18 protein-coding genes are annotated in these 25,762 nt (G+C 63.8%); 11 read left to right on the forward strand and 7 right to left on the reverse strand.

Features of this window, described 5'->3' with window-relative positions; all coding sequences use genetic code 11:
- Window positions 1-102 precede the first annotated feature (102 nt).
- From QUH67_RS04320 to QUH67_RS04355, 8 genes are all read left to right on the forward strand, one after another.
- Window positions 103-2,199, forward strand: a complete 2,097-nt coding sequence (locus tag QUH67_RS04320) for a 3-hydroxyacyl-CoA dehydrogenase NAD-binding domain-containing protein (protein WP_300945417.1) — start codon at window positions 103-105, stop codon at window positions 2,197-2,199.
- 143 nt (window positions 2,200-2,342) lie between these two features.
- Complete coding sequence (gene pimA / locus QUH67_RS04325) at window positions 2,343-4,028, forward strand: dicarboxylate--CoA ligase PimA (protein WP_300945418.1); 1,686 nt, start codon at window positions 2,343-2,345, stop codon at window positions 4,026-4,028.
- Between the two features lie 185 nt (window positions 4,029-4,213).
- On the forward strand, window positions 4,214-5,404 hold the full coding sequence (pimC, locus tag QUH67_RS04330) for a pimeloyl-CoA dehydrogenase large subunit (protein WP_300945419.1): 1,191 nt from the start codon (window positions 4,214-4,216) through the stop codon (window positions 5,402-5,404).
- Between the two features lie 213 nt (window positions 5,405-5,617).
- Window positions 5,618-6,760, forward strand: coding sequence for a pimeloyl-CoA dehydrogenase small subunit (pimD, locus tag QUH67_RS04335; protein ID WP_300945420.1), 1,143 nt, complete (start codon window positions 5,618-5,620; stop codon window positions 6,758-6,760).
- A gap of 165 nt (window positions 6,761-6,925) precedes the next feature.
- A complete protein-coding gene (locus QUH67_RS04340; RefSeq protein ID WP_300945421.1) occupies window positions 6,926-7,699 on the forward strand; it encodes an SDR family NAD(P)-dependent oxidoreductase in 774 nt (257 codons plus the stop codon).
- A gap of 256 nt (window positions 7,700-7,955) precedes the next feature.
- Window positions 7,956-9,467: a glycerol kinase GlpK gene (glpK, locus tag QUH67_RS04345; protein WP_300945423.1), complete on the forward strand. Its 1,512-nt coding sequence runs from the start codon at window positions 7,956-7,958 to the stop codon at window positions 9,465-9,467.
- Window positions 9,464-9,970, forward strand: coding sequence for a hypothetical protein (locus tag QUH67_RS04350; protein ID WP_300945424.1), 507 nt, complete (start codon window positions 9,464-9,466; stop codon window positions 9,968-9,970). The genes glpK and QUH67_RS04350 overlap by 4 nt, the downstream gene beginning before the upstream one ends.
- Before the next feature lie 87 nt (window positions 9,971-10,057).
- Window positions 10,058-10,651 (forward strand): GNAT family N-acetyltransferase, encoded by a 594-nt coding sequence (locus QUH67_RS04355; RefSeq protein ID WP_300945425.1) that lies wholly within the window; start codon window positions 10,058-10,060, stop codon window positions 10,649-10,651.
- A gap of 159 nt (window positions 10,652-10,810) precedes the next feature.
- On the opposite strand, the gene QUH67_RS04360 is transcribed toward QUH67_RS04355, so the two are convergent.
- Complete coding sequence (locus QUH67_RS04360) at window positions 10,811-11,227, reverse strand: DUF6636 domain-containing protein (RefSeq protein WP_300945426.1); 417 nt, start codon at window positions 11,225-11,227, stop codon at window positions 10,811-10,813.
- A 130-nt stretch (window positions 11,228-11,357) separates the two neighbouring features.
- On the opposite strand from QUH67_RS04360, the gene QUH67_RS04365 reads away from it, so the two are divergent.
- Window positions 11,358-11,987 (forward strand): glutathione S-transferase family protein, encoded by a 630-nt coding sequence (locus tag QUH67_RS04365; protein ID WP_300945427.1) that lies wholly within the window; start codon window positions 11,358-11,360, stop codon window positions 11,985-11,987.
- On the opposite strand, the gene QUH67_RS04370 is transcribed toward QUH67_RS04365, so the two are convergent.
- From QUH67_RS04370 to metF, 5 genes are all read right to left on the reverse strand, one after another.
- On the reverse strand, window positions 11,984-14,536 hold the full coding sequence (locus QUH67_RS04370) for an HWE histidine kinase domain-containing protein (protein WP_300945428.1): 2,553 nt from the start codon (window positions 14,534-14,536) through the stop codon (window positions 11,984-11,986). The two genes, QUH67_RS04365 and QUH67_RS04370, sit on opposite strands and share 4 nt — an antisense overlap.
- On the reverse strand, window positions 14,533-15,135 hold the full coding sequence (locus QUH67_RS04375; RefSeq protein ID WP_300945429.1) for a biliverdin-producing heme oxygenase: 603 nt from the start codon (window positions 15,133-15,135) through the stop codon (window positions 14,533-14,535). Before QUH67_RS04375 ends, QUH67_RS04370 begins: the two co-directional genes overlap by 4 nt.
- Window positions 15,136-15,282: 147 nt before the next feature.
- Entirely contained in the window at window positions 15,283-15,945 is a 663-nt protein-coding gene (maiA, locus tag QUH67_RS04380) for a maleylacetoacetate isomerase (RefSeq protein WP_300945430.1), read from the reverse strand.
- A gap of 170 nt (window positions 15,946-16,115) precedes the next feature.
- Window positions 16,116-19,958 (reverse strand): methionine synthase, encoded by a 3,843-nt coding sequence (gene metH, locus QUH67_RS04385; RefSeq protein ID WP_300945431.1) that lies wholly within the window; start codon window positions 19,956-19,958, stop codon window positions 16,116-16,118.
- A 4-nt stretch (window positions 19,959-19,962) separates the two neighbouring features.
- Window positions 19,963-20,877, reverse strand: a complete 915-nt coding sequence (gene metF, locus QUH67_RS04390; protein WP_300947936.1) for a methylenetetrahydrofolate reductase [NAD(P)H] — start codon at window positions 20,875-20,877, stop codon at window positions 19,963-19,965.
- 384 nt (window positions 20,878-21,261) lie between these two features.
- Between metF and QUH67_RS04395 the strand changes: the two genes are divergently transcribed.
- Together QUH67_RS04395 and QUH67_RS04400 are read left to right on the forward strand one after the other, a co-directional pair.
- Window positions 21,262-22,281 (forward strand): LLM class flavin-dependent oxidoreductase, encoded by a 1,020-nt coding sequence (locus QUH67_RS04395; RefSeq protein WP_300945432.1) that lies wholly within the window; start codon window positions 21,262-21,264, stop codon window positions 22,279-22,281.
- A 263-nt stretch (window positions 22,282-22,544) separates the two neighbouring features.
- The gene (locus QUH67_RS04400) at window positions 22,545-24,752 is read left to right on the forward strand and encodes a HAMP domain-containing methyl-accepting chemotaxis protein (protein WP_300945433.1); all 2,208 of its coding nucleotides are present in this window, start codon (window positions 22,545-22,547) and stop codon (window positions 24,750-24,752) included.
- A 61-nt stretch (window positions 24,753-24,813) separates the two neighbouring features.
- On the opposite strand, the gene QUH67_RS04405 is transcribed toward QUH67_RS04400, so the two are convergent.
- Complete coding sequence (locus QUH67_RS04405) at window positions 24,814-25,674, reverse strand: prephenate dehydratase (protein ID WP_300945434.1); 861 nt, start codon at window positions 25,672-25,674, stop codon at window positions 24,814-24,816.
- Window positions 25,675-25,762 lie beyond the last annotated feature (88 nt).

A 25,762-nucleotide genomic window follows, 5' to 3' on the forward strand; every position in this document is an offset into this window, starting at 1 on the left:
AAATTTCGCAGTGCGAAATTGGCTAAACGTAGCCACTCAACGCAAGTTGCGTGGCGTCCAATAACAAACGATCCAGAGAACAAACTGAACAGGGAGAGTGCCGTGAGTGAAGTGGTAAAACTCGAGCGTCACGACATCGTCGCCATCGTCACGGTCGACAGCCCTCCGGTAAATGCGCTGAGCGCTGCGGTGCGCGGTGGCATTTTCGAATGCATGAAGAGCGCGATCGCGGACCCCGAGGTGAAGGCCATCGTGCTGACCTGTGGCGGCCGCACCTTCATCGCCGGCGCCGACATCACCGAATTCGGCAAGCCGCCGAAGCCGCCCGGCCTTGCCGAGGTGCTCGAGCTCATGGAGAAGTCGCCGAAGCCGATCGTTGCCGCCATCCACGGCACCGCGCTCGGCGGTGGCCTCGAAGTCGCGCTGGCATGCCACTATCGCGTCGCCGTCAAGGAGGCGCGGCTCGGCCTGCCCGAGGTGAAGCTTGGATTGCTGCCCGGCGCCGGCGGAACGCAACGTTTGCCGCGCGCGGTCGGCCCCGAACTCGCGGTCAAGATGATTGTCGGCGGCGAACCCATCAGCGCGGCGGAAGCGCTCAAGAGCGGCCTGATCGAGGAGATCGTCGAAGACAGGGTCTCGGGCGGCGAGGCGTTTGCCCGCAAGCTGGTCGCCGAAAAGCGTCCGCTGCGAAAACTGCGCGACGACGATTCCAAGCTGGCGGCGGCGAAGGCCGATATTTCGATCTTCACCAACGCGGTTGCCGCGATGACCAAGAAGGCGCGCGGGCTCGAAGCGCCGTTCGCCGCCGCGGACGCCGTTCGCGCCGCCATCGAACTGCCGTTCGATGAGGGCCTGAAGAAGGAGCGCGAAGGTTTCCTCAAGCTGGTTTCCAGCGACCAGTCCAAGGCGCAGCGCTATGCGTTCTTCGCCGAGCGCGAAGCCTCGAAGATCGCGGGTGTCCCTGACGGCACCAAGCCGCGCAAGGTCGACCGCGTCGCCGTCATCGGCGCCGGCACCATGGGCGGCGGCATCGCGATGTCGTTTGCCAATGCCGGTATTCCGGTCACGCTGATCGAAACCACCGACGAAGCGCTCAAGCGCGGCATGGGCATCATGCAGAAGAACTGGGAAAACACCGCGGCGCGCGGCGGCATCCCGGCGGATGCGCCCGCCAAGCGCATGGCGCTGATCGACGGCAAGGTCGGCCTGGAGAACGTCAAGGATGCCGACCTCGTGATCGAGGCCGTGTTCGAGACCATGGCGGTGAAGAAGGAAGTGTTCGGCAAGCTCGACCAGTTCGCCAAGCCGGGCGCGGTGCTCGCCTCCAACACTTCGTATTTGAACATCGACGAAATCGCGAAGGAGACCAAGCGTCCGCAGGACGTGCTCGGCATGCACTTCTTCTCGCCGGCCAACGTCATGAAGCTGTGCGAGATCGTCCGCGCCGAGAAGACCGCCCCGGACGCGCTCACCACTGCGGTGTCGATCTCGCGCAAGATCGCCAAGGTGCCGGCCGTTGTCGGCGTCTGCGACGGTTTTGTAGGCAACCGCATGCTGGCCCAGCGTGGCAAGCAGTCGGAAAAACTGTTGTTCGAAGGCGCATTGCCTCAGCAGGTCGACGCTGTGGTGACAAAATTCGGCATGCCGATGGGACCGTTCGCGATGAGCGATCTCGCCGGCCTCGACATCGGCTGGCGCTCGCGCAAGGACCGCGGCATCAAGTCGGAGATCGCTGACGCACTCTGTGAAGCCGGCCGCTTCGGCCAGAAGACCGGCAAGGGTTACTACAAGTATGAAGGCGGCTCGCGCTCGCCGCTGCCCGATCCCGATGTCGAGAAGGTGATCGACGAGACCTTGCAGAAGCTCGGCAAGAAGCGCCGCACCGTCAGCGACGAGGAAATCCTCGAGCGCATGATGTACCCGATGATCAACGAGGGTGCGCGCATCCTCGAGGAAGGCATCGCAGCGCGGCCGAGCGATATCGACGTGATCTGGCTCTATGGCTATGGCTGGCCGATCTACCGCGGCGGCCCGATGTTCTGGGCCGATTCCGTCGGCCTGAAGCACATCGCCGATCGGCTCTCGCATTACGCCAAGGAGACCAACGATCCCTCGCTTGAACCGGCGCCGCTGCTCAAGCGCCTCGCCGCGGAAGGCAAGACGTTCGCGTCGCTGGCCGAGAAATCAAAGGCGGCTTGATGTACAGCCACGTCATTCCGGGGCATCGCGAAGCGATGAACCCGGAATCCATCTTGCCGCTGAGAATGTGGCCCAATGGATTCCGGGCCTGTCCCTTCGGGCCATCCCGGAATGACGACCTCTAGAGTTTGCATACCCGCGCCATGACCCATCCCGGCGAGCAGTTCTATCCGCAAGGCGTCCGTTGGGACGATGCGATCGCGCGCGGAACGTTGCCGGACCTGTTGTCGACGGCTGCGGCCGAGTTCGGCGCGCGTCCCGCCCTCGAATTCCGCGACCGGCCGATCAGCTACGGCGAACTCGAAGCGCTGGTGGAGACCGCGGCCAGCGCCTTTCTGCGCGCCGGCTACGGCCGGAACAGTTCGGTCGCGCTGTTCCTCGGCAATTCGCCCGATCATCCCGTCAATTTCTTCGGCGCATTGAAGGCCGGCGCCCGAATCGTGCACTTGTCGCCGCTCGACGGTGAGATCGCGCTGTCGCACAAGCTGTCCGATTCCGGTGCGCGCGTGCTGGTGACCAGTAACCTCTCGGCCCTGCTGCCGACTGCGCTGAAGTTCCTCGACAAGGGGCTGCTGGATCGCCTGATCGTCTGCGAGGACGATCATTGGGGCAAGGTCGGAACGCCGCAGACGGCGCTGCCGGACAACCCCAAGATCATCACTCACCGCCAGTTCACCGAGGGCACGCAAAAGCCTTCGCAGTGGCCCGCGATCTCGGCCGACGACGTCGCCCTGTTGCAATACACCGGCGGCACGACGGGCCTGCCGAAGGGCGCGATGCTTAGCCATGGCAATCTGACCTCGGCGGTTTCGGTCTATGACGTTTGGGGCAAGCCGTCGCGGCTGGAGCGCAACGCGATCGAGCGCGTGATCTGCGTGCTGCCGCTGTTTCATATCTATGCGCTGACGGTGGTGCTGCTGTCGTCGATCCGGCGCGGCAATCTGATTTCGCTGCACCAGCGTTTCGATGTCGACGCCGTGATGCGGGACATCGAGGTCAAGCGCGCCACGTCTTTTCCCGGTGTGCCGACGATGTGGATCGCGATCGCGGCGTTGCCCGATCTCGACAAGCGCGACCTGTCGTCGCTGGTCAGCGTCGGCTCTGGCGGCGCGCCGCTGCCGGTCGAGGTCGCGCGGATCCTGGAGAGCCGGGTCGGCATGAAGCTGAAGAGCGGCTGGGGCATGACCGAGACCTGCTCGCCCGGCACCGCGCATCCGAAGGAGGGGCCGGACAAGCCCGGCTCGATCGGCTTGATGCTGCCGGGCATCGAGATGGACGTGGTGTCGCTGGAAGACCCGACGAAGTTGATGCCGGTGGGAGAAGTCGGTGAAATCAGAATTCGCGGGCCGAATGTGACGAAAGGCTACTGGAACCGGCCGCAGGAAACCGCGAAGGCCTTTGTCGGTGACCGGTTCCTCACCGGCGACATCGGCTACATGGACAGCGACGGTTACTTCTATTTGGTCGACCGCAAGACGGATATGATCATCTCCGGCGGCTTCAACGTCTATCCGCAGATGATCGAGCAGGCGATCTATACACATCCCGCCGTGCAGGAAGTGATCGTGATCGGCATTCCCGACGATTACCGCGGCGAGGCGGCCAAGGCCTTTATCAGGCTGCGCGATGGCGCGAAACCTTTCACGCTGGACGAACTGCGCACTTTTCTCACGGGCAAGCTCGGCAAGCACGAATTTCCGGCCGCGGTCGATTTCGTTGACGAACTGCCGCGCACGCCGGTCGGGAAACTGTCGCGCCATGAATTGCGGATGCGGCAACAGCCAGCCGCAGCACCAAACCAACAAACCGCATCAGGAGGTCGTTCCTAAACTCCGCCGTCGTCCCGGCCTTGAGCCGGGACCCATACGCCGCGGCCTTGGTTTGGGGCAGATGGGAAGACGGCCTTTGTAACATAGACGACGGTGGTTATGGATCCCGGCTCAAGGCCGGGACGACGAGAGACCAGAGTTCACGCTACTACGGATGTCATTCATTCGCTCACAGGAGGGTCCAGATGGATCTCGCTTTCAGCAAGGAAGAAATTGCGTTTCGTGAGGAAGTTCGCAGCTTCTTCCAGAACAACGTGCCGCCGGAAACGCGGCGCAAGATGATCGAAGGCCGCCATCTCTCCAAGGACGAGATGGTCGCCTGGTGGCGTATCCTCAACAAGAAGGGCTGGGGCTGCTCGCACTGGCCGAAGGAATATGGCGGCACCGGCTGGACCTCGGTGCAGCACTACATCTTCAATGAAGAGCTGCAGATGCACCCGGCGCCGGCGCCGCTCGCCTTCGGTGTCAGCATGGTCGGCCCGGTCATCTACACCTTCGGGAACGAGAAGCAGAAGCAGCAGTATCTGCCGCGCATCGCCAATGTCGACGACTGGTGGTGCCAGGGTTTTTCGGAGCCCGGCTCCGGATCGGACCTCGCCTCGCTCAAGACCAAGGCCGAGCGCAAGGGCGACAAGTACATCATCAACGGCCAGAAGACCTGGACCACGCTGGCCCAGCACGCCGACATGATCTTCTGCCTGTGCCGCACCGATAATAACGCGAAGAAGCAGATGGGCATCTCCTTCATCGTATTCAGCATGAAGTCGAAGGGCGTCACCGTTCGCCCGATCGAGACCATCGACGGCGGCCACGAGGTCAACGAGGTGTTCTTCGACGACGTCGAGGTGCCGGTCGAGAATCTGATCGGCGAGGAGAACAAGGGCTGGGATTACGCCAAATTCCTGCTCGGCAACGAACGCACCGGAATCGCCCGCGTCGGCGTCTCCAAGGAGCGGCTGCGCCGCATCAGGGATCTCGCCTCCAAGGTCGAAGCGAACGGCAAGCCGGTGCTGGAAGACCAGGGTTTCCGCGAAAAGCTCGCCGCCTGCGAGATCGAGCTCAAGGCGCTCGAACTCACGCAGCTGCGCGTCGTCGCCGACGAAGGCAAGCACGGTAAGGGTAAGCCCAATCCGGCGTCCTCGGTGCTCAAGATCAAGGGCTCGGAAATCCAGCAGACCACCACCGAGCTTCTGATGGAAGTGATCGGCCCGTTCGCCGCGCCCTACGACGTGCATGGCGATGACGGCACCAACGAAACCATGGACTGGACCGCCCAGATCGCGCCGAGCTATTTCAACAACCGCAAGGTCTCGATCTACGGCGGCTCCAACGAGATCCAGCGGAATATCATCACCAAGGCGGTGCTGGGGCTCTGATCTTCTTCTCCCTCGCCCCGCTCTTCGCGGGGAGAGGGTCGGGGTGAGGGGCTCTCTCCCAGCAAAGACTGTCGAGAGACCTGTACCCCCTCACCCGGATCGCATCTTGCGATGCGATCCGACCTCTCCCCGCAAGCGGGGCGAGGTTAAGAAGAACCCGGCGCCTGGCAACGACCACGATTGAAGCGACGACGTGTAGTCAAGGAAAACAACATGGATTTTGATTTGTCCGAGGAGCAGCGCCTTCTCAAGGAAAGCATCGACGGTCTGCTGACCGACTCCTACGATTTCGATGCGCGCAAGAAATACCAAAAGGAAAGGGGCGGCTGGAGCAAGACCGTCTGGAACAAGCTGGCCGAGCAGGGCTTGCTGGGTCTGCCGTTCGCGGAAGCCGACGGCGGTTTCGGCGCCGGCGCGGTCGAGACCATGATCGTGATGGAGGCGCTCGGCAAGGCGCTGGTGCTGGAGCCGTATCTGGCGACCGTCGTGATCGGCGGCGGTTTCCTGCGCCATGGCGCATCGGCCGAGCAGAAGGCCGCGCATGTCCCCGGCATCATCGACGGCAGCAAGACCTTTGCCTTCGCCCAGCTCGAGAAGAACTCGCGCTATGACCTCGGCGATGTCAGCACGACCGCCAAGAAGAAAGGGTCAGGCTGGGTGATCGACGGCGAAAAGTTCGTCGTGCTCAACGGCGAGAACGCCGACACCCTGATCGTGACCGCGCGCACCAAGGGCAACCGCACCGACAAGTCGGGCATCGGCGTGTTCCTGGTGCCGGCGGACGCCAAGGGCGTCACCCGCAAGGGCTATCCGACCCAGGACGGCCTGCACGCCGCCGACATCACCTTCACCGGCGTCGAGATCGGTGCTGACGCTGCGATCGGCGATCCCGAGAACGGCCTGCCGCTGATCGAGCGCGTGGTCGACGAAGCCCGCACCGCGATGTGCGCGGAAGCGGTCGGCGCGATGGATGAGTCGCTGAAGTCGACGGTCGAATATCTCAAGACCCGAAAGCAGTTCGGCGTGCCGATCGGCAGCTTCCAGACGCTGCAGCATCGCGCCGCCGACATGTTCGTGGCGCTCGAACAGGCCCGCAGCATGTCGATGTTCGCGACCATGGCGGCCGATTTCGAAAGCGCCAAGGAGCGCGCCACGGCCGTGGCCGCCGCCAAGGTGCAGATCGGCAAGTCCGGAAAATTCATCGGACAGCAGTCGATCCAGCTCCACGGCGGCGTCGGCATGACCCAGGAATACAAGATCGGTCACTACTTCAAGCGGCTGACCATGATCGAGAACACCTTTGGCGATACCGACTACCACCTCCGCCGCGTCACCGACGCAGGGGGATTGGTGTAACGGCCACTCTCCGTCATTCCGGGGCATCGCGCAGCGATGAACCCGGAATCCAACTCACAGCTTGCGCTGCCGCCCAATGGATTCTCTGATGTGCAATTGCACATCATAGTTCGATGCTGCGCATCGCCCCGGAATGACGGGGCGAGAGTCAGGGAACCAACAACAATGAAAAACACCCCGTTCGATCTCACCGGAAAAGTCGCCGTCATCACCGGCTCCAGCCGCGGCATCGGCCGGTCCTCCGCCGAACTGCTCGCCCGGCTCGGCGCAAAAGTCGTGATCTCCAGCCGCAAGGCCGATGCCTGTCACGAAGTGGCCGAAGGCATCAGGAAGGACGGCGGCGACGCCCATGTCATTCCCTGCAACATCTCGCGCCGCGAGGAAGTCGAGGGGCTGATCACGGGCACGACAGAACATTACGGCAAGGTCGACATCCTCGTCTGCAACGCCGCGGTGAACCCGTATTACGGCCCGCTGCTCGACATCAAGGACGAAGCCTTCGACAAGATCATGAACTCCAACGTCAAGAGCAACATCTGGCTCTGCGCGCTGGCGATCCCGCAGATGGCCGAGCGCGGCAACGGCTCGGTGGTGATCATCTCCTCCATCGGTGGCCTGCGCGGTTCCACCGTGATCGGCGCCTACGGCATTTCGAAAGCGGCGGAGTTCGCGCTGTGTCGCAGCCTCGCCGGCGAATGGGGACCGAAGGGCGTCCGCGTCAATTGCGTTGCGCCCGGTTTGGTCAAGACCGATTTCGCCCGCGCGCTGTGGGAAGACCCGGACAATTTGAAGCGCCGCACGGCAAGCTCCCCACTGCGCCGCATCGGCGAGCCCGAAGAAATCGCCGGCGCCGTGGCGTATCTGGCGTCGGACGCCTCGACTTTCATGACCGGACAGACCATCGTCGTCGATGGCGGCGTGACCACAGCCGCGACGTGACTTTTCTTACCCGCCCCTTGAGGGGGCGGGTCGGCTCACATGGAGCGCAGCGTAATGTGAGACGGGGCGGGGTGACAGCCTATCCACGCATGCTCTGTTGGACGTGGAGAGACCGTCACCCCACCTCGGTTCGCATTCCATGCGAACCGATCCTCCCCCTCCAGGGGAGGATGTAGTGAACAGCTCACCTGCTTGACCTCCGTCTCCCAATCCGCTTGCCTCTCCACAACCAAAACCTTCCCGGGGAAGCAACGTCATGTCCTTCGTTCTGGCCATCGATCAGGGCACCACATCCTCGCGTGCGATCGTGTTCCGCAGCGATATTTCCATCGCCGCCACAGCACAGCAGGAATTCCCGCAGCATTTTCCGGCCTCGGGCTGGGTCGAGCACGAGCCGGAGGACATCTGGAACTCGACGGTCGCGGTCTGCCACGAAGCGCTGGAAAAGGCCGGGCTGAAAGCCAAGGACATCGCCGCGATCGGTATCACCAACCAGCGTGAAACCACCGTGGTGTGGGACCGCGCCACCGGCAAGGCCGTGCACCGCGCCATCGTCTGGCAGGACCGCCGCACCGCCGATACTTGCGCGAAGCTGAAAGCCGACGGCCATGAGCCGACGATCACCGCCAAGACCGGCCTGATCATCGACCCGTATTTCTCCGGAACAAAAGTCGCGTGGATCCTCGATCACGTCCCGGGCGCGCGCGAACGCGCCGGCCGGGGCGAATTGATGTTCGGCACCGTCGATTGCTATCTGCTGTGGCAGCTGACCGCTGGCCGTGTGCACGCCACCGACGCCACCAACGCCTCGCGCACGCTGCTGTTCAACATCCACACCGGCGAGTGGGACGAGGATCTCCTGAAGCTGTTGCGCGTGCCGCGCTCGATGCTGCCTGAAGTGAAGGACTCGTCCGCCAAATTCGGCGACAGCGATGAAAGCCTGTTCGGCGGCGCGATCGCCATCTCCGGCATCGCCGGCGACCAGCAGGCCGCCACCATCGGCCAGGCCTGCTTCACACCCGGCATGATCAAGTCGACCTACGGCACCGGCTGTTTTGCCCTGCTCAACACCGGCACCACGCCGGTCGCGTCGAACAACAAGCTGCTCACCACCATCGCCTATCAGCTCGGCGGCAAGCGCACCTACGCGCTCGAAGGCTCGATCTTCGTCGCAGGCTCCGCCGTGCAATGGCTGCGCGACGGCCTCGGTATCATCAAGCAGGCGTCGGAGACCGGACCGCTCGCCGACCAATCCGATTCCACCCAGAGCGTCTATCTGGTGCCGGCCTTCGTCGGCCTCGGCGCGCCCTACTGGAATCCGCGCGTGCGCGGCGCGCTGTTCGGCCTCACCCGCAACACCGGCCCCGCCGAACTGGCGCATGCGGCGCTGGAAAGCGTCTGCTACCAGACCTTCGATCTCTGGGCCGCGATGCGCGCCGACTGGCCGGATGCCACGGCCGCCAACATCGTGCTCCGCGTCGACGGCGGCATGACCGCGTCCGACTGGACCATGCAGCGCCTCGCCGACCTGCTCGACGCGCCCGTCGATCGCCCGATGATCCAGGAAACCACCGCGCTCGGCGCCGCCTATCTCGCGGGACTTCAGGCCGGTGTCTATCCCGAGCCTTCAAGGTTCGCCGACAACTGGCGGCTCGAACACCGCTTCAAGCCGGCGATGAGCAAGGCCACGCGCGGGCGTAAGCTGGCGGGCTGGGCGCGGGCGGTGAAGGGCGTGCTGGCGAGCGATGAGGGGGAGGGCAACCCGTGAAGTACGGTTCGCATGGAAAGCTACCGCGCGTTTCCGATCGCTTGAAGACCTTGGTGATTGCTGTGGCCGGACTATTGGCGTTGAGCGTACCGGCGGCGGGCCAGGAGCGCATGGTGCTGGGACCGCGCCAGTTCGAGTTCGACAAGACCGGAAATGGTGCCGTTCTGTGCGCTTGGTCGATGTACCTGTCTGTCCAGGCCAAAACGGCGGCGTGTGGGTTGCAGCGGCGACCGACCGACGATGCGATGGACGAAGCAATTGCCGCGATCGATCAATTCATTCTGGCGAATTCATCGTTGCACCCGACGCGCCCGATGCTGGAAGAATTCAAGCGCAGTGCCGCGGAATCGGATCTCGCGGTTGCGCGCAAACAAGGGCTCGAGAAAGCCTGCACCAGCCGCGATCTGGAGCATTTTCGCAGTATCAGCCCGGATCAAATCAGGGGCTCGGTGAAGAAGCTTCTCGAGGCTCCGCGCGAACCGGTCATAAACCCTTGTCTTTGAGCGGCTGGACCTTCAAAGCGCATAGGCGAATGACGCGTTGCGAGCGAATATGTTTCGTACCTGCCGCCGCATAGGAGAAAGCGATCGATGATTTTGCCCGACGGCTATTCCGACGTTCCCGCCGGCAAGATCGCCGCTGTCACCACGCACCTGGAAATGACCGCGCGCCCGGCGCCGCTTCCTGATCCCGCCGGCGCCTGGACGATACGGCACGTCAATGCCCCCGCGCTCGACTGGTACCGCGATCTCTATGGCCGCGTCGGCCGGCCGTGGCTGTGGGTCTCGCGGATAAAGATGCCCGATGCCGAGCTGGCTGCGACCATTCAATCGCTTTCGATGGAGATTCATGCGCTCGTCCATGAGGGCCGCGACGAGGGCCTGCTCGAGATGGATTTTCGCGAGCCCGGGCACTGCGAGATCGTCTCCTTCGGGCTCACCGAAAAATGCCTCGGCACCGGCGCCGGCCGCTGGCTGATGAACCGCGCGCAAGAGATTGCATGGTCGCATCCGATCAAGCGCCTCTGGCTGCATACTTGCACGTTCGACCATCCCTCGGCGCTCGCCTTCTACCAGCGCTCGGGCTTTCGCCCGTTCCGGCGGCAGGTCGAAGTGGTCAACGATCCACGGCTTGACGGGACAGTGCCGCGCGATGTGGCGCGGCATGTGCCGGTGATTGAGTGAGACACTCAAGCTTCCTCACCCTCCGCCGTCATCCCCGCGGACGCGGGGATCCAGTATCCCAGAGCAGTTTTGATAGAATCGCGACGCCGCGGCGTACTGGATACCCCGCCTTCGCGGAGTATGACGACCTGTTATTGAGGCAGCGCCGAACGTCATTCCTCAGAAAACCTCCTGCTTCCCCCGAGACAGCGAAAATCCGCGTCGCTCCGCATTGAAGCACGTCACGCCCGTCTGCTCCGATGTGCAGGTAAATCCGCCGCGCTGCCACACCTCGCCGTAGCCCAGCACGGGCAGGCGCGGGTCCATCACGGTGTCGCCGTGGCAGAGGCGGGCGGCGGGGCCCTTGGTGTTCATCTGGAAGGCGCCGCCATAGTCGAGCTCGCAATCGGCGGGGCGGCGCGGCTTTATTTCCATCGCAGCGATATCACAGCGGAGCGCGTTCTGCTTGTCGTCGGCAAAATACTGGCAGGTGATGTTTTTTGACGGCGACTGGAAGCCGGTCGGGGCGGATTGGGCATGGGCCGTGGCTGCAGGCATAAGCAGCACGAGCAGGCCGAATAGCAGAGGTGACCACATGTCGTTTTCCCGATCTCAGAATGTCATGCCCGGACTTGATCCGGGCATCCATCTACCTCCAATATGATCACTTCAAGGTAGATGGATGGCCGGGTCAAGCCCGGCCATGACGAATGGAGAGCAGTGCCCCATGTTCCTGATCGGCCAATACGACTCCCCCTTTGTCCGCCGCGTCGCCATCGCGATGCGGCTCTATGGCATCGCCTACGAGCACAAGCCGTGGTCGACCTTCGGCGATGCCGACAAGATCGCGCCCTACAATCCGCTGCGGCGGGTGCCGACGCTGGTGCTGGACGACGGCGAGGCACTGATCGAGAGCGCGATGATTCTGGATTATCTCGACGACCGCGTCGGACCCGACAAGGCGATGATCGCGCGCAGCGGCGCCGCCCGGCGGCATCATTTGCGGATTGCCGCGCTGGCGTCGGGCCTCGGCGACAAGGGCGTCAGCCTCTTGTACGAGCGCGTGCTGCGCAAGGATCGCCAGCTTGAGCTTTGGATCGACCGCTGCACGGCGCAGATATCAGGCGTGCTCGAGATGCTGGAAAAGGAGCGCGCCGCAGTCACGACGCCGTATTGGTTCGGCGAAAACATCGGCCACGCCGATATCGCGGTCGGCTGCGTGCTGCGCTTCGTCGGCGAGGCGCATCCGGCGCTGTTCGACGCGCGCTATCCCGCGTTGAAGGCGCATGCGGCGCGCTGCGAGGCGCTGCCGCCGTTCCAGGAGATCGTGCAGGCGCTGGATCCGCCGAAGAATTAGCCCTTCGCCGGGACCGCCTCCCGCAGCCTGACCAGCGCCGCTTCGACGACCTCGCGGGTGTACGGCTTCTGCACCACGGGAGCGGCGGCCAGTGCGGCCGGGATCGGTGCCCGCTCGCCGTAACCCGTGGCGAACATGTAGGGCACCTTCAATTCGGTCAGCCTGGTGGCGACCGGGATGCTGTTCTCGCTGCCGAGGTTGAGGTCGAGCAGCGCGAAATCCGGCTTCTCGCGATCGATCGCCGCCAGCGCCTGGCTGACGGACGCGGCCGTCCCGACGTGGCGCGCGCCGAGTTCGAGCAGAATCACTTCGGCCGCCATCGCGATGATCAGATTGTCTTCGACGATCAGCGCCGTGCCGGACAGGCGCGGCGGCGCCGCCTTGTCGGTCTCCACCTTGCTTGCAATGCCCGTCATGGCGGTCACCATCTCCACATAATTGGCGGGAATGACGAAGTGCGCGTGTACGCCGAGCAGGTCGAAACGCAGCTCGGCGTCACCCTTGAGGTCGAACGGGATTGAGCGCTCGATGATCGTGGTGCCGAAGCCGCGTCGTGACGGCGGCTGCACCGGCGGGCCGCCGCTCTCCTTCCAGTCGATCACCAGACTTGAACTCTGGTCGAGCTTCCAGGCGATCTCGACCTTGCCGGTGGAATCCGCGAGCGCGCCATATTTGGCGGAGTTGGTCATCATCTCGTGGACGACCAGCGCCAGCGTCGCGAACGCCTTGGGGTCGAGCGCCACTTCCGGTCCGGTCATTTCGATGCGGTCGGCGCGCGCGCCGAGATAGGCGCCGGCTTCCGATTCCACCAGCGCCTTCAGCGCCACCGGCGCCCAGTTCAGGCTGGTGATCTGGTCATGCGCGCGTGCCAGCGCCTGGATGCGTCCGCCCAGCACGCCGGCGAATTCCTCGATGCTGGCGGCGGTGCTCTTGCTTTGGGTCACAAGGCCGCGCACCAGGCTGAGGATGTTGCGGACGCGGTGGTTGAGCTCGGCGATCATCAACTCCTGCCGCTCCTGCGCGCTCTTGCGCTCGCGGGCGGCGAGATCGGCGAGCTGCAAGATCACCTCGAGCAGCGTGATGCGCAGCCCTTCCGCGATCTGCAGTTCGGCATTGGTCCACGGCGCGGACTGGCCGTGCACCGTCTCCTGCCACAGCTCAAAGCTCTTGCGCGGGGTGAGACGGGGGCCGAGCGGGCCGGAAGCATAGACCTTGCCGGGCGCGCCCGCCCAGTTCACCTTGCGCAGGATTTCGCGGCGGAAAAAGATCAGGCAGTCGCGCGGCGTGCGCGAGATCGGGATCGCCAGGAAGCCAGCGGCGCGGTCGCGGAAGGATTCGCCCGCGGCGTAGATCTTGCCGATCTCGGCGCTGGCGCAGATCTTTCCCGGCGAAGTGCGGTTGATGAAGCCGACGAGGTCCTTCACCTCCCGCTCCGTCGGGGTTTCCCCGGACAGCGTGATTTCGTCATTGGACCAGATCGCGATGCCGTCACATTCGATCATCTTGCGATAGTCGCCGATGAAGTCGGCGACGGCGCGCTGGCTGTGTTCGTGGCCGGCGGCGGCCTCGATCAGCCGCTCCTGGATCTGGTGCGCGCGCGTTTCATAGGCCATCGTCGCCTCGCGCTCGCGGGTTTCCAGCACCCAGGAAAACATCTGACCGAAAAGTTCGGCGGCGGTGCGCCGCTCGAACGAGACGTGTCGCGGCGAGTAGTGGTGACAGGCGAACAGGCCCCACAATTTGCCGTCGCGCAGGATCGACACCGACATCGAGGCGGCGACGCCCATGTTCCGCAGATATTCGATGTGGATCGGCGACACCGACCGCAGCGTCGAGGTCGACAGATCGAGCAGCGCCGCGCTGTGGGTCGCCGTTGAGGCCAGCGGCACGGGCGTGGCGTTGATGTCGGCGATGATGCGCAGCCAGTTGCGGGTGTAGAGCGTGCGCGCCTGCGCCGGGATGTCGGAGGCCGGGTAATGCAGTCCGAGGAAAGGCTCCAGCCCCGACGTCGCGACCTCGGCGATTACCTCGCCCGATCCGTCCGGGTGGAAGCGATAGACCATCACGCGGTCGAACCCGTTCAGCACTTTGAGCTGGCGTGCGGCTTCCTGCGCCAGTTCGGTCACGCCCCTGGTCTTGCGGATTCGGCTCACCATCAGACGGACCATCTCACCGGAATTGGCGTCGTGCTCGATCACCGAGGGCTCAGCCTCGATGATCAGGTACACGCCGGAGAAATGGATGGAGATGTCGAACGGCCTGCCGCCATCCTGCAGGGGCGCCCCAAAAATCCGTTCGCTGGCGTCCGGACTAGATAAATAGTCGACGCGGGCGCGGATGGCGTCGACCGCCGCTTTCGAAAGTACTTCGGTGACGGGGCGCTGGAAGACGTCGGTGTAGTCGCGGCCGAGATAGTCAGCGACGTTTTCGGAAGCCATGCAGACGGTGAAATCGGATTGCAGGCCGAGCAGGAATCCGAACGGCTGGATGCTGCCGGGAATGTGAATCGGCTCGCGGTCGCAATTTGTGAGGTCGACCTGCGGCTTCATGACAGCGCCTCCGCGCGTGCGAACAGGTCGAAGGCGGACCGCGCTGCGCGGACCACATCGTCCTCGGAAAGGTCGTCGGCATAGCCTTCGAGCGCGGCGAGATATTGCGGCCAGAACTGCCGGCCCGCGCCATGGCCGAGGAAGGCGGTCGTGCCTGAAATCAGCGGGTCGCTGCACTGCTTCACCGTCCTCAGCAGATAGGCCGCGCCGAGACGTGATCCTTCCAGCACATACAGCGTGCCGAGCATGGCGGAGCGATCGGTCAACTCGGGCGCATCCAGGCGGCTGGGCCTTCCGCCCAGCCGGGCGAGGTCGGCCAGGATAACACCCGTCCGCGCGCGATCGTCCCAATCCGGCAGCATGGCGCGCACGCCGGCTCTTTCCAGCGACCGCTCGAGCGGCAACAGCGCCGCAGCGTTGATTTCCAGAAAACAGCGATAGCCGGCAACTGTGCAGAGCGCCAGCGCACCTAGCTTTGCATCAAGCCGCGCATGATCTGCCGCGGTGGCGTCCCTCAAAATGCTTCGAAGATGGGATTTTTGGCGGGAAGAGAGGCTGCGATCAACGAGATGCGGCGTCGGAATTGCGATTTCCGGCATCCGAAATCCTTCTTGTAGGGAGCTGCTTGGCAGTCAGGTCACAGGATAACCCGATGCAAACGCGGCAAGAAACCCCGGGTTCCCTGCGCGATATGGCGATTTTGCCGATTGGCCATGCGGCCGGTCGACCCGGCAGCTGGGGAGGGCCTATCGCTTTACCCGCATCGCCTCGGGCGTATCCGGCTGAGCCAGCGGATGCGCTTTGGCGAACTCCGGCAGCGCCATTGCGGTCTCGAAGATCCGCTGCACCGTCGGCCAAACCGCAAGATCGATCTGCTGCGTCACCGCTGCGGTGACGTGGCCTACCATGCAGATATCGGCCAGCGTCGGTTGATCGCCGTGACAATACCGGCCCGTGTCCTTGTGACCGGCCAGGTGTCCTTCCAGCGCCGCCAGCGTCTCCACGGTCCAGTGCCGCCGCCACGCCGCCTGCTGCGGGTCGCGCAGATTGAGTTCGTGGTCGAGATAGCGCCGCACCCGCGGCGTCAGCAGCGGATGGCCCTCGCAGGCCACCATCAGCGCCAGCGCGCGCACGCGGGCGCGGCCGTTGAGATCGGCCGGCAGCAGCGGCGGCGAGGGATATTTCTCGTCGAGATATTCGAGGATGGCGAGCGACTGGAACAGCGTGGTGCCGTCATCCACGACCAGCGCCGGCAACGCCATCTGCGGGTTGATCTGGCGATATCCGGCTTCGCGATGGGCGTCGGCGTCAATGTCGACGAACACGACCTTGACCGGGAGGTTTTTCAGATTGAGCGCGATCCGTACGCGAAAACTCGCCAGCGATCGCCAGAACGAAAAGAATTTCATGGGAGGCTCCGCACTCTCTTCCCCTCTCCCCTTGTGGGAGAGGGTGGCTTCGCGAAGCGAAGACGGGTGAGGGGTTCTTTCCACAAGCACAGAACGGTGGGTGCGGAGAGCACCCCTCATCCGGCGCTTCGCGCCACCTTCTCCCACAAGGGGAGAAGGGAAGAAAGAGGCTACGCCCCCACCGCCTTCTTCCGCCAGGTCAGATGCACGGCGCAGGTGCACCCCGGGGGATGTGAGGCGACATCATTGGCCGGGACGATCTCCGCCGCAGCCGTTTTCGTGGCTTCCTGCGAGGGAATGTAGTTCAGCACCGGCGCCAGCCAGCGCTCGGCCTCGGCGACGCTCATGCCCTTGCGCGCGGCGTAATCCTCAACCTGGTCGCGCTCGATCTTGCCGACGCCGAAATAGAAGCTTTCGGGATGAGAGAAATAAAGCCCCGATACCGACGAGCCCGGCCACATCGCAAAGCTCTCGGTCAGTTTCACGCCGGCGGTGTTCTCGGCATCGAGCAGTCGGAACAGCGTTGCCTTCTCGGTGTGATCGGGTTGCGCGGGATAACCGGGCGCCGGGCGGATGCCGGCATATTGTTCGAGGATCAGCTGATCGGGAGCAAATGTTTCGTCCGGCGCGTAACCCCAGAATTCCTTGCGGACGCGCTGGTGCATCCGTTCGGCAAAGGCCTCGGCGAGGCGATCGGCCAGAGCCTTGCACAGGATGGAAGAGTAATCATCATTGGCGTTCTTGAAGCGGTCGGCGACCGCATCCTCGCCGATCCCGGCGGTGACCACGAAGGCGCCGATGTAATCAGGCACACCGGAGGACGCGGGTGCGATGAAGTCCGACAGCGCGGCGTTGAAGCGGCCTTCGCGCTTCTCCAGTTGCTGGCGCAGCGTGTGGAAGGTCGCGATCTTTTTCATGCGGCTGTCGTCGGCATAGACGGCGATATCGTCGCCATCGGCATTGGCCGGCCAGAAGCCGATCGTGGCACGCGCCGTGAACCATTTCTCCTCGACGATGAGATCGAGCATCTTGCGTGCGTCGTCGTAGAGCGAGCGGGCGACTTCGCCGATCTTGGGATCGTCGAGGATCGCCGGAAAGCGCCCGGCCAGTTCCCAGGTCTGGAAGAACGGCGTCCAGTCGATGTACTCGGCCAGCTCCGCCAGGTCGTAGGCGTCGAAACTTTTGATGCCCAGAAACGCCGGCTTCTTCGGCGGCGTTCTCGCAAAATCGGCCTTCACTGCGTTGGCGCGGGCATCCGCCAGTTTCAGCCGCTTCTTGTCGGCCTGCGCGCGGAAATGCGCCGCGGAGATTTTTGCGTATTCGGCGCGGATGTCGGCGGCGTAGGCCTCGCGGCGCTCGGGCGACAGCAGCGATGACGCGACGCCCACCGCGCGGCTGGCGTCGTTGACGTGCACCACCGGCCCGCCCTTGTAGTTCGGGTCGATCTTGACGGCGGTGTGGACGCGGCTCGTCGTCGCGCCGCCGATCAGCAGCGGCATCTTCATGCCCTGCCGCTCCATTTCGCCGGCCAGAAAACTCATCTCGTCGAGTGACGGCGTGATCAGGCCTGACAGCCCGATGATATCGGCGTCCTCGGCTTTGGCGGTTTCGATGATCTTGCTGGCCGGCACCATGACGCCGAGGTCGATCACTTCAAAGTTGTTACACTGCAGCACGATGCCGACGATGTTCTTGCCGATGTCGTGGACGTCGCCCTTGACGGTGGCGAGCACGATCTTGCCGGCGGCGTTGCGGCCGTCGGTCGCCGTACCATTGGCAAGGTTGCGCGCCTTTTCTTCTTCCATGAACGGCATCAGATAGGCGACCGCCTGCTTCATCACCCGCGCCGACTTCACCACCTGCGGCAGGAACATTTTTCCGTCGCCGAAGAGGTCGCCGACGATATTCATGCCGGCCATCAGCGGGCCTTCGATCACGTTCAGCGGCCGCTCCACCGTCAGCCGCACGGCCTCGGTGTCGGCCTCGATGAACTCGGTGATGCCGTGCACCAGCGCGTGGGAGAGCCGTTTTTCGACCGGCCATTCGCGCCAGGCCAGGTCCTGCTCCCTGGTCTGCTTCTCCTTGCCGCGGAATTTTTCCGCCAGCGCCAGCAGCCGCTCGGACGCGCCGGGGTCGCGGTTGAGGATGACGTCCTCGCAAGTTTGGCGCAGTTCGGGATCGATGTCGTCATAGACGATCATCTGCCCGGCATTGACGATGCCCATGTCCATGCCGGCCTTGATGGCGTGATACAGGAACACCGAATGCATCGCCTCGCGCACCGGCTCGTTGCCGCGGAACGAGAACGACAGGTTCGAGACGCCGCCGGAAATATGCGCATGCGGCAGGTTCGCCCGGATCCAGCGCGTCGCCTCGATGAAGTCGACGCCGTAATTGTTGTGTTCTTCAAGTCCCGTGGCGATCGCAAAGATATTGGGATCGAAGATGATGTCCTCGGGGGGAAAGCCAACCTCGTCGACGAGGATGTCGTAGGCGCGCTTGCAGATCTCGGTCTTGCGGGCAAACGTATCCGCCTGGCCGGCTTCGTCGAACGCCATCACCACCACGGCCGCGCCATGGCGGCGCGCGATCCGGGCCTCGTGGATGAACTTCTCCACGCCTTCCTTCATCGAGATCGAGTTCACGACAGGCTTACCCTGAACGCATTTCAGGCCGGCTTCGATCACGTTGAATTTCGAGGAGTCGACCATCACGGGCACGCGCGCGATGTCAGGCTCGGCAGCGACGAGGTTGAGGAAGGTCACCATTGCGGCTTCCGAGTCCAGCAGACCTTCGTCCATGTTCACGTCGATGATCTGCGCGCCGTTCTCGACCTGGTCACGCGCCACCTGCAACGCCGCGGTGTAGTCGCCCGCCGTGATCAGCTTGCGGAATTTGGCGGATCCCGTGACGTTGGTACGCTCGCCGACGTTCACGAAGGGAATCGCGGACGTCAGGGCGAACGGCTCGAGTCCCGAAAGCCGCAGCCGTGGTTCGATCTCGGGAACAGCGCGGGGCTTGTGCGGCGCGACGGCGGCAGCGATCGCCGCGATATGGTCCGGCGTGGTGCCGCAGCAACCGCCGACGATATTGACGAGGCCGGCCTCGGCGAACTCGCCGATCAGGCGAGCCATGTATTCCGGGCTCTCATCGTACTGGCCAAACTCGTTGGGCAGCCCGGCGTTCGGATAAGCGCACACCAGCGTATCGGCGACGCGGCCGATGTCGGCGATATGGGCGCGCAGGTCTTCGGCGCCGAGCGCGCAGTTGAAGCCGATGGTGATCGGTTTGGCGTGCCTCACCGAATTCCAGAACGCTTCCGGCAGTTGACCCGACAGCAGCCGGCCCGACTTGTCGGTAATGGTGCCGGAGATCATCACGGGCACGTCGATGCCGCGTTCCTCGGCGATCTCCGAGATCGCGTAGAGCGCCGCCTTGGCGTTCAGCGTATCGAAGATGGTTTCGACCAGCAGCAGGTCGGCGCCGCCGTCGAGCAGGCCGTTGATCTGTTCGCCATAGGCCTGGCGCAGATCGTCGAAGGTGACGGCGCGATAGCCGGGGTTGGATACGTCGGGAGAGATCGATGCGGTGCGGTTGGTCGGGCCCAGCGCGCCGGCCACGAAACGCGGCTTGCCGTCTTCCGCCGTGACGCGTTCGGCCGCGTTGCGGCAAAGCCGTGCGCCTTCGCGATTCAGTTCGTAGGCGAGGTCCGACATGTCGTAGTCGGCCTGCGCGATCGAAGTCGAGGAAAAGGTGTTGGTGGCGACGATGTCGGCGCCGGCACGCAAATAATCAGCGTGGATGTCCTCGATCGCTTGCGGCTGCGTCAGGATCAACAGATCGTTGTTGCCCCTGACATCGCGATGGAAGTCCGCAAAGCGCGCGCCGCGAAACGCGGCTTCGTCGTATTGCAGGCCCTGGATCATCGTGCCCATGGCGCCGTCGAGCACCAGGATGCGTTCGCGCGCGGCAGCGAGCAGCGCGGCTCTCTTCGGGGAAGCGGCTACACTCATCGGATCACGCGGCTTTCTGTGCGCCATTGGGGCGAATGCCCAGGAGATGGCTGATCGCGAACACCAGGTCCGCGCGATTCATGGTGTAGAAATGGAAGGTGTCGACGCCGTGCTTGGCGAGTTTCTGCACCTGGCCGGCCGCCACGGTGGCGGCCACCAGCTTGCGCGTCTCGGCGTCGTCGTCGAGGCCTTCGAATTTTTCCGCGAGCCAGTCCGGCACTGTTGTGCCGGTGCGCGTTACGAAATTCCGCGCCTGCTTGAAATTGTGCATCGGCATGATGCCTGGGACGACGGGGATATCGATGCCGCGGGCGCGCACGCGTTCCAGGTAGCGGAAGTAAAGGTCGTTATCGAAGAACACCTGCGTGATGGCGCGGGCTGCACCGGCATCGACCTTGGCCTTCAGCGTGTCGATGTCGGCGTCGATGGTCGGGCTCTCCGGATGTTTTTCCGGGTAAGCCGACACCGAAACCTCGATATCGGGATAACGCTTCTTGATGCCTTCGATCAGGTCCGGCGAGCTCTGGTAGCCGTCCGGGTGCGCCCGATAGGCGGTGCCGATGCCGGTGGTTGGATCGCCGCGCAGCGCCACGATGTGGCGAACGCCGATCTCGTGATAGCGCGCCACCACGTCGTCGATCTCGCCCTTTGGCGCGCCGACGCAGGTCAGATGCGCGGCCGGGGTCAGGCTGGTCTCTTTCAGGATGCGGGCAATGGTCGCGTGCGTGCGTTCACGGGTCGATCCGCCCGCGCCGTAGGTCACCGACACGAAGTTGGGGGTGAGTGGCGCCAGCCGGTTGATGGATTCCCACAGGCTCCGCTCCATCTCGTCCGTCTTGGGTGGAAAGAACTCGAACGAGATCTTTGGCGAGTGCAGCGCGCGAGGGCCATCGAAAGTGGCGGGCGTGGTCTCGGTCATGGCACTCACAAGCTCTCCGGAAGGGTGGAAGGACATCGGGTCTAGCTCTGATGAGCTAAAATAGGACGAATGGGGTTGGCCCAACAGCCCATTTGAGGTGGGAAATAGCCCAATACGTTCAGGAAAATGCCACAGAGGCGAGGGTGGGGGTGAGAATTGGGCAACGAAAATACTGAGATTTGCAGAATATATAGCTGTAAATGGCAAAAATATCACTCCAACAACGCTTCTGTACCAGTGGGCCAGTTGATATATTCACGAGAATGTAACATTTTCTCCCACTCGACGATGTGGTGCGGGGCTCTCTTTTTTCCCCACAGGCGCGGGCCTGCTCTGCGCCGTCAGGGCCTTTGTCGTCCTCACCTGCCGCACTAGTTTACCGCGATGATCCCGCTTTCAGTCCTCGACCTCTCCGTCGTCACCACCGGCACCCGTCCGGCCCACGCGCTGCAGAACAGCATCGACCTGGCGCGCCACGTCGATGGGCTGGGCTATGTCCGTTACTGGCTTGCCGAACATCACAACCTGGCTTCGGTGGCGAGCCCCGCGCCCGATCTGATGATCGGGCAGATCGCCGCGGTGACCAAAAACATCCGCGTCGGTTCCGGCGGCGTGATGCTGCCCAACCACGCGCCGCTGGTGGTGGCCGAGCGCTTCAAGATGCTGGAGGCGCTGTTTCCCGGTCGCATCGATCTCGGCCTCGGCCGCGCGCCCGGCACGGATGGCGCCACGGCGCACGCGCTGCGCAGCCGGCTGGATCGCCGCGAGGGCGACGATTTTCTCGAACGCTTAAGTGAACTGGTGCTGTGGGAGACCCGCGATTTCCCGCAGGGACATCCCTACCACAATGTGGTGGCGATGCCGGATGACACGCCGCTGCCGCCGATCTGGCTGCTCGGCTCGAGCGACTATTCCTCGGAGCTGGCTGCGCAGGTCGGCATGGGATTTGCGTTCGCGCATCATTTTGCCTCCTATGACGCGGTCGCGGCGATGACCAATTACCGCAGCCACTTCAAGCCGTCGGGCTGGCGCGAAGGCCCGCATGGCATCCTCGCCGTTGCCGCGATCGCCGCGGAAACCGATGCGGAAGCCGAAACGCTGGCCTCCTCGATGGACCTCAACCGGCTGCGCCGCGACCGCGGCCAATATCTGCCGTTGCCGAGCGTCGAGGAAGCGCAGGCCTATCAATATTCGGACGCCGAGCGCGCCTCGGTCATGCGCAACCGCTCGCGGCTGTCCGTCGGCAGCCCGGCCACGGTCATGGCGAAGCTGCAGCCGATGATCGCGGCAAGCCAACCGGATGAACTGATGATCATCACGGCGGTGTACGATCACGACGCGCGCAAGAAGTCGTATAGTTTGCTGGCCGATGCGTTCGGCCTCGCGAACAAGGCGGCGGCGTAAGAAAAGCTGTCGTCCCTGAAAATTGCAAGCTTTGGTCGGTGGCGCTGAAGCGGTTCGGTCAGGCCAGCTTTGTCTCGGGTTCCGGGCGCCGCTGCCGTTACGGGTCTCGGACCGTGTTTGCACGGGGAATTAACTTCATTTTTGCTTAAGCCGTTAGCGCAATGCTAACCATACATTGCATTCCGTTCGGATCGCGCCGCTGTCGAGATGCCGTGCTGAATTTGCGTGCTTTTTTCGCAGCGCTTCGGCTGGGGCATATTCCGATGTCGTTATTCAGCTTTGGCATCCAGGGCAGGTTGCTTGCAGGTTTTGGTGCGACCTGCGTGCTGCTCGCCGCGACCGTCGCCTATACGGCTTATGCGATATCCGACATATCCGATCGCTTCAAACGCGTCGTCGATCTGCGCGCACCGGTTGCGATTGCGAGCACCCGGCTTGTCGGCAATCTCTATTCGACGCTGTCAACGGTGCGTGACCATCTGCTCACCGGCGATCCGCAGGGCAAGCAGGACCGCGCCGCGACCTGGGCCGAACTCGACCGCACCAGTGCTGAGTTCGACCGTCTGGCCGCAGGCTTTACCGATCCCGAGAACAAAAAGATCTGGGCCGAGGCCAAAACCCTGATCGGCGAGTTGCGCGCCGCGCAGGCCAGAGCCGAGAGCGTGGCCTTCACGCCCGATGCCTATCCCGCCACCAAGCTGCTCTCGACCGAGGCCGCGCCTTTGATCGCCGCCATGTTTGGCCAGATCACCCGGATGATCGACGAAGAGGAACAGCTCGAGGCCAGCCCCGAACGCAAGCGTCTCCTGAAGACGATGGCCGATGTGCGCGGCAATCTGGCGGCGGCGGGTTCCCAGCTACGGCTTTATGTCGCGTCGGGAGAAGCGGCGGATCGCGAGAAGTTCGGAGCACCGTTGTCTAACTTCAGGACGGCGCTCGCGCTGCTCAAGACCAACGAAGAGCTGCTGACCGCGACACAGAAGAGCTCATTCGAAGCGATTGCAAAGGCCGACGCCGCGTTCGCGCCGCTGCCGGGCCGAATCTTTGCACTTCGACAATCGCCGGAGTGGAACGCGCCGGTCTTTATTCTCACCAGTGAAGCGGCGTCCCGTGCGGCCAGGATACTGGACCTGCTCGACGGCAAGAAGGACGCCAGCGGCATTCGCTCGGGCGGCATCAAGACCAACCAGCAGGCCATTCTCGCCCAAGACACAACAAAGATTGCCGGCCGCGTGGAGAGTCTGCTGCTGTCGCAGTGGATTATGCTCGCGCTCGGGCTCGGCATCGGCATCGTGACGGGATGTCTGGTCGCGCGCTCCATCACCGGGCCGATCGCGCAACTGGTGGCGGATTCTGCCCGGCTCTCCGGCGGCGACACCGCGGTGGAGTTCAAGACCGCGGCGCGCCGCGACGAAATCGGCCTGGTGGCCGGCGCCGTTGCCAAATTCCGGGATACCGTCATTGCGCAACAGGAATCCGCGAAGAATTTTGCGAAGGAAGTCGAGGCGCGGGACGCGATGAACCGCAACATGGAAAAGGCGGTCGAGGATTTCCGCGGCAAGTCGACGGAATTGCTGGCGATGGTGGGCGAGAATGCCGTGGCCATGAAGCAGACCGCCGCGGCCCTGACCAGAATCGCCAGCGAGGCCACGAACCAGGCGGCCTCGGCGGCCTCGGCCTCCGAACAGACGGCGGGCAACGTCCAGACCGTTGCCGCCGCGGCCGAAGAACTCACCAGTTCGATCCACGAGATCGGCCGTCAGATCGAACTGTCGAATTCGACGGTGCGCTCGGCAAGCACCGTCACGCAGCGCTCGGAAAGCCAGATCGAAGGCTTGGCCGAAGCGGCGCAAAGCATTTCTTCGGTGGTGGATCTGATTCAGGCCATTGCCGCGCAGACCAACCTGCTGGCGCTCAACGCGACCATCGAGGCCGCGCGGGCCGGCGAGGCGGGCCGTGGCTTCGCTGTGGTCGCCCAGGAGGTCAAGTCGCTGGCCGAGCAGACCGCCAGGGCGACGCAGGAGATCTCACGGCACGTTTCCGGTATCCAGGCCTCGACCGGCAGCGCCGTGTCCTCGGTCAAGGAAGTCGGCGAAGCGATGCGCCGGATCGACGAAGTGACCACCGCGATCGCCCGCGCCGTAGAGCAGCAGGGCGCCGCGACCCGCGAGATCTCGCACAACGTCCAGATGGCGGCTTCCGGTTCGAAGACCCTGGCGTCGAGCATTTCGACGGTCAACGATGCGATCGGCGAGACCAGCCGTTCCGCCGATCACGTGCTGGAAACGTCCGACAGCGTCTCCAGTGCGGCCGAGCGCCTTGCGAACGAGGTTCGCGAATTTTTCCTCAAATTGCGTACCGGCGCCTTGAATCGTCGCATGGAGAACGATTCGAATTATCGGGGTCCTGAGCGGCGCAGCCGCGGGGGACAGTCGGCGTCACGCCGGTCCGACGACAGGAAAGTGGCCTGAGGGGGCGGCCTGCCGCAAGCGTGCAAATAGCCACCGTTGTCCGGCGGCCGCAAGGCTGACTTCAACCCGCCTTCTCGCTGAACGTCGCGCGGAACGGCTGCGCGGGATAGACGCCGACTATGCGGAATTCACGCGAGAAGAATTTCAGTTCCTCCAGCGCAAAGGCCAGTCCCTTGTCCTCGGGATGGCCGTCGACGTCGGCGTAGAACTGCGTCGCGAAGAATTCACCGTCGACCATGTAGCTTTCCAGCTTGGTCATGTTGACGCCGTTGGTGGCGAAGCCGCCGAGCGCCTTGTAGAGCGCGGCGGGCAGGTTGCGCACCCGGAAGACAAAAGTGGTCACCAGCGGGCCGGATCCCTGTTCGGCCCATTTCTCCTCGCGCGCCAGCACCACGAAGCGCGTGGTGTTGTGGGTCTCGTCCTCGACGTCCTCGGCCAGGATGTCCAGGCCGTAGATGTCGGCGGCGAGCCGGGAAGCGATCGAGGCGCAATGTTTGTCGCCGCGCTCGGCGACGATGCGGGCGCTGCCGGCGGTGTCGCCCGAGACGATCGGCTTGATGCCGAGCTTGCGGATGATGCGACGGCACTGGCCAAGCGCGTGGACGTGGCTCTCGACGGTCTTGATGTCGGCGAGCTTGGCGCCGCGCGGCGCCATCAACTGGTGGTGGATCGGCAGAAACCATTCGCCGACGATGAACAGGCCGGAGTGCGGCAGCAGGTGATGGATGTCGGCGACCCGGCCGGCGACCGAATTCTCGATAGGGATCATGCCGAGGTCGGCCTCGCCCGATGATATCGCGGCCAGTGCGTCCTCGAAGGTCGGGCACGGCAACGGCTCGGCGTCCGGATAGGCCCCGACGATGGCGATATGGGAATTGGCGCCAGGCTCGCCCTGGAATGCGATTTTGAGCTTTTTGATCATGCGGGGCTTTTAGGCAGCCGGTCAGGCTTTGGCTATAGCGTTTTCAAGCGAATTGGATACCGGTTCGCGCCAGGAAAACGCGTCAAAA

It is taken from the genome of Bradyrhizobium roseum (assembly GCF_030413175.1).
GTDB lineage: Bacteria > Pseudomonadota > Alphaproteobacteria > Rhizobiales > Xanthobacteraceae > Bradyrhizobium > Bradyrhizobium roseum.

Bases quoted from the DNA above. Each gene is read 5' to 3' on its own strand.
- metH (WP_300945431.1), bottom strand. From the start codon at position 19,958: ATGAGTGTAGCCGCTTCCCCGAAGAGAGCCGCGCTGCTCGCTGCCGCG.
- QUH67_RS04365 (WP_300945427.1), top strand. From the start codon at position 11,358: ATGTTCCTGATCGGCCAATACGACTCCCCCTTTGTCCGCCGCGTCGCC.
- QUH67_RS04355 (WP_300945425.1), top strand. From the start codon at position 10,058: ATGATTTTGCCCGACGGCTATTCCGACGTTCCCGCCGGCAAGATCGCC.
- pimA (WP_300945418.1), top strand. From the start codon at position 2,343: ATGACCCATCCCGGCGAGCAGTTCTATCCGCAAGGCGTCCGTTGGGAC.
- metF (WP_300947936.1), bottom strand. From the start codon at position 20,877: ATGACCGAGACCACGCCCGCCACTTTCGATGGCCCTCGCGCGCTGCAC.
- QUH67_RS04375 (WP_300945429.1), bottom strand. From the start codon at position 15,135: ATGCCGGAAATCGCAATTCCGACGCCGCATCTCGTTGATCGCAGCCTC.
- pimD (WP_300945420.1), top strand. From the start codon at position 5,618: ATGGATTTTGATTTGTCCGAGGAGCAGCGCCTTCTCAAGGAAAGCATC.
- pimC (WP_300945419.1), top strand. From the start codon at position 4,214: ATGGATCTCGCTTTCAGCAAGGAAGAAATTGCGTTTCGTGAGGAAGTT.
- QUH67_RS04395 (WP_300945432.1), top strand. From the start codon at position 21,262: ATGATCCCGCTTTCAGTCCTCGACCTCTCCGTCGTCACCACCGGCACC.
- QUH67_RS04360 (WP_300945426.1), bottom strand. From the start codon at position 11,227: ATGTGGTCACCTCTGCTATTCGGCCTGCTCGTGCTGCTTATGCCTGCA.
- QUH67_RS04370 (WP_300945428.1), bottom strand. From the start codon at position 14,536: ATGAAGCCGCAGGTCGACCTCACAAATTGCGACCGCGAGCCGATTCAC.
- QUH67_RS04405 (WP_300945434.1), bottom strand. From the start codon at position 25,674: ATGATCAAAAAGCTCAAAATCGCATTCCAGGGCGAGCCTGGCGCCAAT.
- maiA (WP_300945430.1), bottom strand. From the start codon at position 15,945: ATGAAATTCTTTTCGTTCTGGCGATCGCTGGCGAGTTTTCGCGTACGG.
- glpK (WP_300945423.1), top strand. From the start codon at position 7,956: ATGTCCTTCGTTCTGGCCATCGATCAGGGCACCACATCCTCGCGTGCG.
- QUH67_RS04340 (WP_300945421.1), top strand. From the start codon at position 6,926: ATGAAAAACACCCCGTTCGATCTCACCGGAAAAGTCGCCGTCATCACC.
- QUH67_RS04400 (WP_300945433.1), top strand. From the start codon at position 22,545: ATGTCGTTATTCAGCTTTGGCATCCAGGGCAGGTTGCTTGCAGGTTTT.